Source organism: Streptomyces niphimycinicus (assembly GCF_018883605.1).
Classification (GTDB): domain Bacteria; phylum Actinomycetota; class Actinomycetes; order Streptomycetales; family Streptomycetaceae; genus Streptomyces; species Streptomyces niphimycinicus.
This window is the reverse complement of sequence record NZ_JAHLEM010000276.1, coordinates 1-12,907: the sequence shown is the minus strand read 5'-3', so window position 1 is coordinate 12,907 and position 12,907 is coordinate 1. Positions and strand designations below refer to the sequence as shown.

Sequence of the window (12,907 nt, the reverse complement as noted above, 5' to 3'; positions counted from 1 at the left end):
CCACCCTTCGGAGAGGGAGGCGTCCTGGTGGCTGCACGTGTCATCGATGGCGTAGAACGCTCCGTCGGTGTGGAACACCGCGATCGCCGCGGTGGCGTCGCCGGCCTGGACACGCAGCGACTCACCCTCCGGCAAGTCCTCGATACGGCAGACGGGAATCATTGGCCCCCCTCACGTTGATCGGTATCATGCGTTGTGGATAGTGCACTGAAAAGCGCGATGCGCAACAGAATCCAGATCGGGAAGGCAGCCGTCAAGAGTTCCCCGGACCGAGGGGCCCCACGCAGAGCCACCGGATGGTGAGATCAGAACCATGACGAACACGACCGAGGATCGGGCCGAGGAGAAGCGGGGGGCCGCCGGGGCAGTGCAGTCGGTGGACAGGGCGGTGAGCGTCCTGGAGATCCTTGCCAGGCTCGGCGAGGCCGGAGTGACCGAGATCGCCGACGAGCTGGGGGTCCACAAGTCGACCGCCTTCCGGCTGCTCGGCGTTCTGGAGAACCGCGGACTCGTCGGGCAGGAACGCGACCGGGGGAAGTATTACCTGGGCGCCGGGGTGCTCAGACTCGCCGGCGCCGCCGCCATCCGCCTGGACATCTCGCAGGAGGGCGCCCCGGTGTGCCGGGCGCTGGCCGACGAGACCGGCGAGACGGCCAATATCGCCGTCCTGGACGGGGACGCGGCGGTCAACATCATGCAGGCGCGCGGCGCCGCGGCGGTGACCGCCTTCAACTGGCTGGGGCGGCGCACCGCGCTGCACGCGACCGCGAGCGGCAAGGTGCTGCTCGCACATCTGTCGGGCGAGCGCCGGGAGCGGCTGGTGACGCGGAAGCTCCCACGGTTCACCGAGCACACCATCACCACCTCCGCCGAGCTGCGGCAGCAGCTCGAGACGGCGGCCGAGCGCGGCTACGCCTACTCCTGCGAGGAGTTGGAGATCGGGCTGAACGCGGTGGCGGCGCCGGTGCGCGGCCATGACGGCGCGCTCATCGGGGCGATCGGCGTCTCGGGTCCGGCGTACCGGATGGCGCAGAGCCGGCTGCCCGATCTGGCCGAGTACGCCGTGAAGACCGCCGAGGAGCTGTCCCGGCGGATGGGCTTCCCCGGCTGAGCCGCCACATCACCCCACCCACCCGACGAGGGGGCCGGACGACTCCGGCCCCCTCGTCGCGTCCGCGGCCCGGACCCAGGGGCGTATGGCCGACGCGAAACCCCCAGTCAGCGCCGGTTTGCAGGCGGTTTTCGCGAACCCCTTGACCGCACGGGGCGACGACTTTCAGGATGTCTCTCATCGCGCAACATGCCGCGCTATACGCAACTGGGTGGTAACCGGCGGCCGTTGAAACGGCCTCGGCCTCACCCTCCATCGAGGCAGTCATGCCAGCTCCCGTGCACCGGTCCCTGCGATCGCAGGAGAACAGAGGAGTGAGCCATGCCGCAAGAAGCCCGCGCCGTCGTCGCGGTCAAAAAGGGCGCCCCCGTGGAGGTGCTGCCCGTTCTCGTGCCCGACCCCGGCCCCGGTGAGGTGCTGGTGGGAGTCCAGGCGTGCGGCGTGTGCCACACCGACTTGCACTACCGGGACGGCGCGATCGGTGACGAATTCCCGTATCTGCTCGGGCACGAGGCCGCCGGAATGGTCGAGGCCGTGGGCCCCGGCGTCACCGGACTCGCACCCGGTGACTATGTGGTCCTGGCCTGGCGGGCGCCGTGCGGCGGCTGCCGCTCCTGCCGCCGGGGCCGCCCGTGGTACTGCTTCGACAGCCGCAATGCCGCCCAGCCGATGACCCTGACCGACGGCACCCCGCTCAGCCCGGCGCTTGGCATCGGCGCGTTCGCCGAGAAGACGCTGGTCGCGGCGGGGCAGGCGGTGAAGATCGACCCCTCGGCCCGCCCCGAGGCGGCGGGCCTGATCGGCTGTGGGGTGATGGCCGGCTACGGCGCGGCCGTGCACACCGGCGGGGTGTCCAACGGCGACACGGTCGCGGTCATCGGCTGCGGCGGCGTCGGCAACGCCGCGATCGCCGGGGCCTCGCTGTCCGGGGCGCGCCGGGTGATCGCGGTGGACATCGACGACGCCAAGCTGGACGCGGCCACCCGCTTCGGCGCCACCGACACCGTCAACTCCCGTGGTACGGACCCGGTCGAGGCGGTGCGCGAGCTGACCGGGGGCTTCGGCGCCAATGTGGTGATCGACGCGGTGGGCCGCCCCGAGACCTACTCCCAGGGCTTCTACATGCGCGACCTGGCCGGGGTGCTGGTGCAGGTCGGGGTGCCGGATCCGGAGATGCGCATCGATCTGCCACTGATCGATCTGTTCTCGCGGGGCGGTGCGCTCAAGTCGTCCTGGTACGGCGACTGCCTGCCCAGCCGCGACTTCCCGGTCCTGGTCGACCTCCATCTCAGCCGCAAGCTGGATCTGGACGCGTTCGTCAGCGAGACGATCACGCTGGACGAGGTCGAGACGGCGTTCGCCAAGATGCAGCGCGGCGAGGTGCTGCGGTCGGTGGTGGTCCTGTGAGCACGCGAAGCAGCCGTGTTGTGATCGTCGGTGCCGGGATCGTCGGCTGCTCGCTCGCCGATGAGCTGACCGCCCGCGGCTGGCGGGACGTCACCGTCCTGGAGCAGGGCCCGCTGCTCGCCCCCGGCGGCTCGACCTCGCACGCCCCCGGCCTGGTCTTCCGGACCAGCCCCTCCAAGACCCTGACCGACTTCGCCGTCTACACCGTCGAGAAGTTCTCCTCCCTCGAGGTCGAGGGGCTGTCCTGTTTCAACCCGGTGGGCGGCCTGGAGATCGCCACCAGCGAGGAGCGCTGGGCCGAGTTGCACCGCAAGGCCGGGCTGGCGGCCTCCTGGGGCGTACGGGGCGAGCTGCTCGGCCCGGCCCGGTGCGCCGAACTGTGGCCGCTGCTGGACCCGGACCGGATCCTGGGCGGTTTCCACACCCCGGACGACGGGCTGGCCCGGGCGCTGCTCGCCTCCCGCGCCCAGATGGAGCGGGCCACCGCGCACGGCGCCCGCTTCCTGGACCGGCACACCGTCACCGCCATCGAGCGGGCGGACGGCCGGGTCACCGCCGTCGTCACCGACCGGGGCACCTTCCCCGCCGACATCGTGGTCTCCGCCGCCGGCTTCTGGGGCCCGCTGATCGGCGCGATGGCGGGGGTTCCCGTCCCCCTTCAGCCGCTGGCCCACCAGTACGCCAGGACCGGTCCGCTGCCGGAACTCGCCGGGGTCAACGACCCCCGTACGGAGGCGAGCCGGCCGATCCTGCGCTTCCAGGACCGCGATCTCTACTTCCGCGAGCACACCGACCGCATCGGCATCGGCAGCTACGCCCACCGCCCGCTCCCCGTCGACCCGGCGCGACTGCCCGCGTACGACGAGGCCCCGGTGATGCCGTCCTCGCTGCCGTTCACCGCCGAGGATTTCGCCCCGAGCTGGGAGGACAGCGTCGAACTGCTCCCCGCGCTCGGCGCGAGCCGGGTCGAGGAGGGCTTCAACGGCGTCTTCTCCTTCACCCCCGACGGGATGCCGGTCATCGGCGAGTCCCGCGAGGTGCGCGGCTTCTGGCTGGCCGAGGCGGTGTGGGTGACCCACTCCGCGGGCGTCGCCCGGGCCGTGGCCGAGTGGCTGACGGACGGGCGGCCGGGCATGGACGTCCATGAATGCGATCTGTACCGCTTCGAGGACGCGCAAGCCTCCCCCGCCTACGTCGCCGAGCGCGGGGCCCAGAACTTCGTCGAGGTCTATGACGTCGTCCATCCGCTCCAGCCGATGGAGCAGCCCCGTCCGCTGCGGGTCAGCCCCTTCCACATCCGGCAGCGGGAGCTGGGCGGGTACTTCCTGGAGGCCGCGGGCTGGGAGCGGCCGCACTGGTACGAGGCGAACGCCCCGCTCGCCGAGTCGATCGACCTGCCCCCGCGCGACGCCTGGTCGGCCCGGTACTGGTCGCCCATCGCCGCCGCCGAGGCCAGGGCCACCCGGGAGCGGGTCGCGCTGTACGACATGACCCCGCTCAAGCGGCTGGCGGTCAGCGGGCCCGGGGCGCTGGACTTCCTCCAGCGCATGACCACCAATCAGTTGGCGAAGAAGCCCGGTGCGGTCACCTACACCCTGCTGCTGGACGAGGCCGGGGGCATCCGCAGCGACCTCACCGTCGCCCGGCTGTCGGAGCGCCACTTCCAGGTCGGCGCCAACGGCGGACTGGACCTGGACTGGCTGCTGCGCCATGCGCCCGATGACGTCCATATCGCCGACATCACGCCGGGCACCTGCTGTATCGGCGTCTGGGGCCCGCTGGCCCGGGAGCTGGTCCAGCCGCTGACCCGGGACGACTTCTCGCATGAGGCGTTCGGCTACTTCAAGGCCCGGCAGACCTATATCGGCCATGTCCCGGTGACCGCGATGCGGCTGTCCTACGTCGGCGAGCTCGGCTGGGAGCTGTACACCACCGCCGATATGGGGCTGCGGCTGTGGGACACGCTGTGGGAGGCGGGAGCGCGCCACGGCGTGATCGCCGCCGGGCGCTCGGCCTTCAACAGCCTGCGGCTGGAGAAGGGCTATCGCGCCTGGGGCCATGACATGACCACCGAGCACGATCCCTACGAGGCCGGGGTCGGCTTCGCCGTCCGGATGAACAAGGGCGACTTCATCGGGCGTGCGGCGCTCGAGGGCCGCGGCCAGGAGACGGCGGCGCGCAGGCTGACCTGTCTCACCCTGGACGACCCGGCCGCGGTCGTCATGGGCAAGGAGCCGGTGTACGCCGATGGCGTCCCGGCCGGCTATGTGACCAGCGCGTCCTACGGCTACACCATCGGCCGGACCGTGGCCTACGCCTGGCTGCCCGCCGCGGCAGCCGTGCCCGGCACCGCGGTCCACATCGAGTACTTCGGCGAGAAGGTCCCCGCGACCGTCGCCGCCGAGCCCCTCTTCGACCCGCGCATGGAGCGCATCCGCCGCTGACGCGAGCGCGTGCCGAGAGCACGTGCCCAGACCGCCGCCACGAAGCGTCCGCGAGTGCGGGAATCGACCGCTTGGAGGACCCCTGATGGCCCCCGGCCACGCTGTGATCGTCCCGGGCCCCGGCGGCATGGGCCCGGCCGCCGCCCACCCCCTCGAACTCTTCGACCCCCGCCGGCTGTTCGCCGCGCCCGCCTGAGGAGAACCCCATGACTGTGGCTCCCGAATCCCCCGCCGCCACGACCCCCAGTCTGCTCGCCACTCTCCCCGGCCACTGGTACACCGCTCCCGGGATCTTCCGGCGGGAGCAGGAGCACCTGTTCGAGGCCATGTGGTTCTGCGCGGTGCGCGGGGCCGACCTGGACCGGCCGGGTGCGTTCCGCACCGTGCGGATCGGCCGGGAGAGCGTGCTGATCACCCGCAACCGGCGGGGTGAGCTGCGGGCGTTCCTCAACATCTGCCGTCACCGCGGCGCCCGGCTGTGCACCGAGGAGTCCGGGACGGTGCGGCGCTCGTTGCAGTGCCCGTACCACGCCTGGACCTACGATCTGGACGGCAGGCTCACCGCCGCCCCCAACCTATCGAAGATGCCCGATATCGACCGGGTCGAGCGCGGACTGGTGCCGGTACGGCTTCGCGAATGGCTCGGCTATGTCTGGCTCTGCCTGGCCGAGGAGCCACCATCGTTCGAGGAGACGGTCATCGGGGCGGTGGCCGACCGGCTCGGCGACGCGGCGTCCGTCGAGCGCTACGGCGTGGCGGGGCTGGCGTTGGGCCGCCGGATCTCCTATGACGTCCGGGCCAACTGGAAGCTGATCGTCGAGAACTTCATGGAGTGCTACCACTGCGCGACGATCCATCCCGAACTCACCGAGGTGCTGCCGGAGTTCGCCGATGGCCTCGCGGCGCAGTACTTCGTCGGGCACGGCGCCGAATTCGCCGAGGAGGCCCGCGGGTTCACGGTGGACGGCAGCGAAGGGTTCGGCCGCATCGCGGGGATCGCCGAGGAACAGGACCGCCGGTACTACGCGATCACGGTACGGCCGCAGGTCTTCCTCAATCTGGTCCCCGACCACGTGATCATGCACCGGATGTTTCCGCTCGCCCCCGATCGCACACTGGTCGAATGCGACTGGCTCTACGCACCCGAAGTGGTGGCGTCCGAGCGGGATCTGTCGAAGTCGGTGGAGCTGTTCCACCGGGTCAACGCCCAGGACTTCGACGCCTGTGAGCGCACCCAGCCCGCCATGGACTCCCGCGCCTACCGCGACGGCGGGGTCCTCGTCCCCAGCGAGCACCACATCGGCACCTTTCACCGATGGGTGACCGACCATGTCCCGAGCCCCGACGCGGAGGAGTGCCCGTGACGGACCTCTTCATCGGTGGTCAGTGGACCGAAGCGATCGACGAACGCACCCGGGAGATCCGCTGCCCCGCCGACGGATCGCTGGTGGCGGTCGTCGACGAGGGCGGCGGCAAGGACGCGGCCGAGGCGGTGGCCGCCGCCCGGCAGGCGTTCGACCAGGGGCCCTGGCCCCGAACCCCGGTCGGGGCGCGCGGCGATCTGCTGCTGCGCGTCGCCGGTCTGGTGGAGCGGGACAAGGCCGGGCTCGCCCGGGCGGAATCGCTGGACACCGGGAAGCGACTGGCCGAGAGCGAGCTGGACATCGACGGGGTGGTGGCGTGCTTCCGCTACTACGGGCAACTGGTGCGCACCGAGACGGACCGGGTCGTGGACACCGGCACCGAGCACACCGTCAGCCGGGTGGTCCATGAACCGGTCGGGGTCTGCGCGCTGATCACCCCATGGAACTATCCGCTGCTCCAGACCTCGTGGAAGGTCGCGCCCGCGCTCGCCGCGGGCAACACCTTCGTGCTGAAGCCCAGTGAACTGACCCCCAGCACGGCGATCGCATTGATGCGGCTGCTGACGGAGGCCGGGCTGCCGGACGGGGTGGCCAATCTGGTGCTCGGCCCGGGCGCCGAGGCCGGGGCCCCGCTCACCGACAACCCCGATGTGGACATGGTGTCCTTCACCGGGGGCCTGCGCACCGGGCGCCGGATCATGGCCGCCGCCTCGGGCACGGTCAAGCGGACCTCGCTGGAGCTGGGCGGCAAGAACCCCAATATCGTCTTCGCCGACGCGGACTTCGAAACGGCCGTGGACTACGCGCTCACCGCGGTCTTCCTCCACTCCGGGCAGGTCTGCTCGGCCGGGGCCCGGCTGCTGGTGGAGGATTCCGTGCACGACGCCTTCGTCGAGGAGGTGGTGCGCCGCGCCCGCGGGATCCGGCTGGGCGGGCCGTTCGACGAGCGGGCCCAGACCGGCCCGCTGATCTCCGCCGCGCACCGGGCCAAGGTCGAGGCGTATGTGGCGACGGGGCTCGCGGAGGGCGCCCGGCTGCGCTGCGGCGGCGCCCGTCCGGACGATCCGGCCCTGGCCGACGGCTACTACTTTCTGCCGACCGTGCTCGACCGCTGCCACAGCGGTATGTCGGTGCTGGCCGACGAGTCCTTCGGGCCGGTGCTCACGGTGGAACGTTTCGCCGGTGAGGACGAGGCGGTACGGCTGGCCAACGACACCGTGTACGGGCTCGCCGGGGCCGTATGGTCCGGCGACGAGGGGCGGGCGGAGCGGGTGGCCTCCCTGCTGCGGCTGGGCACCGTATGGATCAACGACTACCACCCCTATCTGCCGCAGGCGGAGTGGGGCGGGTTCAAACAGTCGGGGAGCGGACGGGAGCTGGGGCCGTGCGGGCTCGCGGAGTACCGGGAGGCCAAGCACATCTGGCGCAATACCCGGCCCCGTCCGCAGGGCTGGTTCGCCTGACGGGGCATCCGCCCGGGCCCGCCTGACGGGGCATCCGCCCGGGCCCGGGGCGGCACGGCGGGGCGGCGGGGCGGCGAGGGCCGCGCTGCGCCATTCGGGTGAGTCTCCGGTCAAGGACATTGCCCGCGCCCCACCGGAATGGGTTACTGAATCCGTCCGATTCCGGTGGGCTGCCCATCCTTTCCGGTGGAGTGGAAGACGCCTTGCCAGATCGGAGCCGTCATGCCCTGTCGCCCGCATGGACTCATCCTCGTCACCGATCCCGGTGAGAACTGCATCGCCGTCGTCGACCCCGAGTCCCGCAGGCTCGTCCCGACGCTCAGCGCACCGATCCCGCTCCCGGCGCGGCGCATGCCCGACCGTCTGGTGGTGCACACCGCGCTCGACGGCCTCGACGCGCTGGCCGCCTTCCACCGCGGCACCTGCTGGACAGCCTCCCCGGCGCCCCGGACGGGCCGGACATCACCGTGGTGGGGCCGGGTGAGTGGCCCGGTATCGAAGTCGCCCGTCCCCTGGGCACATTCGAGCTCTTCAACCAGTTCTCCGGGATCTTCCCCGACCAGGGCCCCTACAGCGGCGGGACCTTGGTGACCATCATCGGCAGCCACTTCTCGGGCGCCACGGCCGTCTTCTTCGGGCCCCGCCGGGCGGCGAGCTTCTCCGTCCTCGACGACCAGACCATCATCGCGGTGAGCCCCTCCGGGACCGGAGCGGTCCCGGTCAAGGTCACCACTCCGGGCGGTACGACCCCCATCGGCTACTTCTACTACGTCGCCTGGCCCACCCTGACCGGGCTGCTGCCCATCGCCGGCCCGATCGGCGGCGGCAATATCGTCGAGCTCACCGGCGTCAATCTGAGCACCGCGCGGCTGGTGCTCTTCGGCACCGCCATCGCCTCCCCCACGGCCGTCTCCGACCAGCATCTGCTCGTGACCGCTCCCCCGGCCTCGGGGCCCGGCACGGTCTCGCTGTACGTCATCTCCGTGGGCGGAGTGAGCAACCGGCTGCTCTACACCTACGCACCCGTGCCGGTCGTCACCGATGTCAGCCCGTCCACCGGGTCGGTCGCGGGCGGCGAGACCATCATCCTGACGGGCACCGGGCTCACCTTTGTCACCGGCGTCACCATCGGCGGAGTGCCCGCGGCGTCCTTCGAGTCGTACTCCGACACCCTGCTCGCCGTGGTGACGCCCCCGGGCGTCCCCGGCCCCGCCGACATCACCGTCACCACCGCCGGGGGCAGTGTGACGGTGCCGGGCGGCTTCACCTACACGGCCGCGACCACGACGGCGGTCACCTCCGCGCCCGATCCCTCCGTCGTCGGCCAGCCGGTGACCTTCACCACCGTGGTGACGGCCGTGCCGTCCACGGCGGGCACCCCCACCGGCACCGGCACCGTCGACTTCGGCGACGGCACCCCGAGTGTGAACGTCTCCCTCACCGCCGGCACGGCCACGGTCAGCCATGTCTACACCGCGCCGTCGGCCACCCCGTACGCCGTCACCGCCCAGTACGGCGGCGACCCGTACTTCACGGCCTCCACCGGGACGGACACCCAGACCGTCCAGGCGGCGGCGACCACCACCACGGTGGTCTCCACCCCCGATCCGTCCGTGCCCGGACAGTCCGTCACCTTCGTGGCCCAGGTGGCCCCCGCGCCACCGGGGGCCGGTGCGCCGACCGGGACGGTGACCTTCGACTTCGGCGACGGCACCCCGACCGTCACCCTGCCGCTGGCGAACGGGACCGCGACGGTGGCCCACGCCTACCCGGACGTCCCCGGGAGCCCGTACGCGGTCAGCGCCACCTATAACGGCGACACCAACTTCACCGCCTCCGTGGGAACGGACAGCCAGACCGTCGTGCAGGGCGGGACGGCCACCTCCGTGACCTCCGCGCCCGACCCCTCGACAGTGGGCCGGCCGGTGACCGTCGCCACCACGGTCACGGCGATCTCCCCGGGAACGGGCACCCCGACGGGCACCGTCACCCTCGACTTCGGCGACGGCACCCCGCCCGTCACCGCACCCCTCACCGGCGGCACGGCGACCGCCGCCCACACCTACACCGGCGCCACCGGCAGCCCGTACAGCATCACCGCCACCTACAGCGGCGACAGCAACTTCTCGGCTTCCACGGGGACCGACCTCCAGTCGGTGGGGCAGTCCTCGACCACGACCGCCGTGGCCTCCGCCCCCGACCCCTCGGCGACGGGCCAGCCGGTCACCGTCACCACCACGGTCACGGCGGTCTCCCCCGGAGCGGGAACACCGACGGGCACCGTGACCGTCGACTTCGGCGACGGCACTCCGCCCGTCACGGCGCCCCTGTCCGGGGGCCAGGCGGCGGCCACGCACACCTACACCTCCGCCGCGGGCAGTCCGTACCCCATCAGCGCCACCTACAGCGGTGACGCGGACTTCCGGACGTCTCTCGGCACCGACTCGCAGACCGTCCAGCCGGCCGCCACCGCGACGGCCCTGACCACCGCGCCCGACCCCTCGGCGGTGGGCGATCCGGTGACCTTCACCGCCACGGTCACGGCCGTTCCGCCCGGCGCGGGCGCCCCCACCGGCACGGTCACCTTCGACCCCGGGGACGGCACCCCGCCCATCACCGCGGCCCTCAGCGGCGACACGGCGACCGCCACCCACACCTACACCTACACCGCCAAGACCGGCAGCCCCTTCCCCATCACGGCCACCTACAACGGGGATACCAACTTCAACACGTCCAGCGGCACCGACACCCAGACCCTCAACGCCAAGGCCGCGACCACCACCACGGTGACTTCGTCCCCGGACCCCTCGGTGGTGGGTCAGCCGGTGACCATCAGGGCGACGGTCTCATCCGCGTCCGGCACCCCGGTCGGGGCGGTCACCTTCTCCTTCGGAGACGGCACCAACACCGCCGTGGGAGTCCTGTCCGGCGGTATCGCGACCGTCATCCACACCTACACGACCACCACCGGGAGCCCGTTCACCATCACGGCCACCTACAACGGGACCGAGAACTTCGCCACCTCCAGCGGTACGGACACCCAGACCGTCAACAAGGCGGCCACCAGGACGTCCGTGACCTCCTCCCCGAACCCCTCCTTGGTGAGCGATCCGGTGACGGTTACCGCGACCGTATCCGCCGTCGCCCCCGGCGCGGGGACACCCACCGGAACGGTCACGATCGCCTTCACCGGGCGCAACCCGCTGACCGTGCCGCTCGTGGCCGGCACGGCCACCGCGACGTTCAACCCGCTGCCGAAGGGGACGTACACCGTCACCGCCAACTACAACGGCGACGTCAACTTCGCGACCTCCTCGGGGACCACCACACAGACGGTGAACACCGGATCGGGGTAGCCCACCGGGCTCACGGCCCTTCCGCCGCCTCGACGGGCGCATCCGCGCCTGCCTCGGGGCGGCGGTACATCCGGGTGGCGGTGATCTGGCCGTGCACCTGCTGCTCCTCCTCCGGCTCCCGGACCGGCAGGCCCGGCCGCAGATGCTCCTCGACGCTGATGTACTTCAGCCCGGCCCGCAGATCCGCGTCATTGCGCAACCGGATCACCAGCGGGAACTCGGCCAGCGCCGTGGTGTCGAACAGCCCCGTCGTATAGAGGAGCTGGACCCCGAGCGCGTCCGCCACCGCCCGCTGAAGCTCCAGCAGATAGGTGGCGTTGGCCCGGCCGATGGGGTTGTCGAGGAAGAGGGTGCCCGCATGGCGGTGCTTGTCGCGGCCCCGGTCGTTGCTGCGCAGAGCCGCCATCGTGCAGTACAGCGCGATGGCTGCGGTGAGCAACTGGCCACCGGAGAACACATCGCCCATCTGTCCCACCGGCACCCGCTCGGCCCGCAGCACCGCGTCCGGTTTGAGGATCTCGACGGCCACCCCGCGCGGCTGGAGCGCGGCCTGGACCCCGCGCAGCAGCAGCGACATGCCGTCCCGCCGCAGATCCGAGTTCTTCCGGACGGCGGAGCGGGTGGCCTCGTCGATGACCTCGCCGAGCCGCTCGGCGAGCGTGGCCTGATCGGGGTCCTCGAAGCGGATCCGCAGGAACTCCTGCCCCGACCACTCGCCGAGCCCCTCCGGGAGCCGGGAGAGCCGCTGCGCCGAGCGCAGGGTGGCCAGGCAGGACTCGACCAGGCCGCGCAGCCGGTCCACGATGGAGTCGCGGTTGCGCTCCAGTTGCTCCAGCTCGTCGGTGAGCACGCGCAGCCGGGGGGCGAACGCGTCGGCCCAGGCGGCGGCGTGCTCGGGCAGCGCGGCCGCGGGCAGTTCGCGGATCTGCTGGCGGGCAGGGGTGCGCACCTGCTCATAGCGGGTGGAGTTGGCGTGCCGTACGAGGACGTCGCTCGCCTCCCGCACCGAGGAGTCGGCCGCCGACAGATCGGCGGCGCAGCCGCGCAGTGAGCGGCGGGTCTCGGCGGCGGCCTGCCGGGCCTCGGCGAGATCGCCGGCGTACGGCTCGGGCCGCTCGCCGTCGTCCTCCGCGCCGGGGCCCTCCCGCAGCAGATCCCGCAGCAGGGCGGCGGTCTCGTCGAAGCCGCCCGCCGCGTCCTCGGCGGAGCGGTGGGCGCGCACCAGGTCGGCGTGGGCGGTACGGGCGGTGTCCAACGCGTCCGTACGGGCAGCCAGTTCGCCGTTGGCGGTGCGCAGCAGCTCCTTCGCCTGCTCGGCGTCGGCCGGGACCGTCTCCTCCGGTAGCTCGGTGTGGGCGTCGCCGTCGGCGGGGGCGAGCCGCTCGGCCTCGCCGCGCAGCCGACCGAGCTGCTCGCTCGCCGCCGACGCCCGGCCCTCCAGCATCTGGACCAGCGATTCGGCGCGGGCGGCGGCGGCCTGCCGGGAGGGTCCGTCGGCGCCGTCGGTGCCCTCCAGGAGCTGGGCGGCGCGGGTGCGGACCTTGTTGGTGAGCCGGTCGAGGGAGGCGAGGGCGGCGCTCTCGTCGCTTTCGGCGCGGGCCTGTTCGGCGCGCAGATCGGCGCCGACGCCGACCTTCTCGTAGACCTGGGAGGCGGCGCGGTACGCCTCGCGGAGCGCGGGCAGCGAGGTGGTGGGCGGCTCGGTGTCCTCGCCGAGGTCGTCGGGGGCGCCCGCGATCTCCGCGCGCTCGGCGCGCAGGGC

The 12,907-nt window shown here is 72.2% G+C and carries 8 protein-coding genes; 6 read left to right on the top strand and 2 right to left on the bottom strand.

Annotated features, from left to right (window positions below; all coding sequences use genetic code 11):
• The coding region (locus KN815_RS24350) for a Rieske 2Fe-2S domain-containing protein (RefSeq protein WP_216344067.1) at nucleotides 1-162 on the bottom strand (162 nt) is incomplete at its 3' end.
• 151 nt (nucleotides 163-313) lie between these two features.
• Here KN815_RS24350 and KN815_RS24345 point away from each other — a divergent pair.
• The 6 genes from KN815_RS24345 (at nucleotide 314) to KN815_RS24320 (ending at nucleotide 11,145) form a co-directional block, all read left to right on the top strand.
• Entirely contained in the window at nucleotides 314-1,111 is a 798-nt protein-coding gene (locus KN815_RS24345; protein ID WP_059145443.1) for an IclR family transcriptional regulator, read from the top strand.
• A 321-nt stretch (nucleotides 1,112-1,432) separates the two neighbouring features.
• Nucleotides 1,433-2,518: an S-(hydroxymethyl)mycothiol dehydrogenase gene (locus tag KN815_RS24340; RefSeq protein WP_216344066.1), complete on the top strand. Its 1,086-nt coding sequence runs from the start codon at nucleotides 1,433-1,435 to the stop codon at nucleotides 2,516-2,518.
• A complete protein-coding gene (locus KN815_RS24335) occupies nucleotides 2,515-4,962 on the top strand; it encodes a GcvT family protein (RefSeq protein ID WP_216344065.1) in 2,448 nt (815 codons plus the stop codon). The genes KN815_RS24340 and KN815_RS24335 overlap by 4 nt, the downstream gene beginning before the upstream one ends.
• 206 nt (nucleotides 4,963-5,168) lie before the next feature.
• Nucleotides 5,169-6,326, top strand: a complete 1,158-nt coding sequence (locus KN815_RS24330) for an aromatic ring-hydroxylating oxygenase subunit alpha (RefSeq protein WP_216344064.1) — start codon at nucleotides 5,169-5,171, stop codon at nucleotides 6,324-6,326.
• A complete protein-coding gene (locus tag KN815_RS24325) occupies nucleotides 6,323-7,789 on the top strand; it encodes an aldehyde dehydrogenase family protein (protein ID WP_216344063.1) in 1,467 nt (488 codons plus the stop codon). The genes KN815_RS24330 and KN815_RS24325 overlap by 4 nt, the downstream gene beginning before the upstream one ends.
• 467 nt (nucleotides 7,790-8,256) lie before the next feature.
• On the top strand, nucleotides 8,257-11,145 hold the full coding sequence (locus KN815_RS24320; RefSeq protein ID WP_216344062.1) for an Ig-like domain repeat protein: 2,889 nt from the start codon (nucleotides 8,257-8,259) through the stop codon (nucleotides 11,143-11,145).
• 10 nt (nucleotides 11,146-11,155) lie between these two features.
• On the opposite strand, the gene KN815_RS24315 is transcribed toward KN815_RS24320, so the two are convergent.
• On the bottom strand, nucleotides 11,156-12,907 hold a 1,752-nt coding region (locus KN815_RS24315; RefSeq protein ID WP_507229909.1), incomplete at its 5' end, for a coiled-coil domain-containing protein.

What these genes read in the sequence shown, in the direction of transcription:
- KN815_RS24330 (WP_216344064.1), top strand. Translation starts at nt 5,169, where the DNA reads ATGACTGTGGCTCCCGAATCCCCCGCCGCCACGACCCCCAGTCTGCTC.
- KN815_RS24340 (WP_216344066.1), top strand. Translation starts at nt 1,433, where the DNA reads ATGCCGCAAGAAGCCCGCGCCGTCGTCGCGGTCAAAAAGGGCGCCCCC.
- KN815_RS24345 (WP_059145443.1), top strand. Translation starts at nt 314, where the DNA reads ATGACGAACACGACCGAGGATCGGGCCGAGGAGAAGCGGGGGGCCGCC.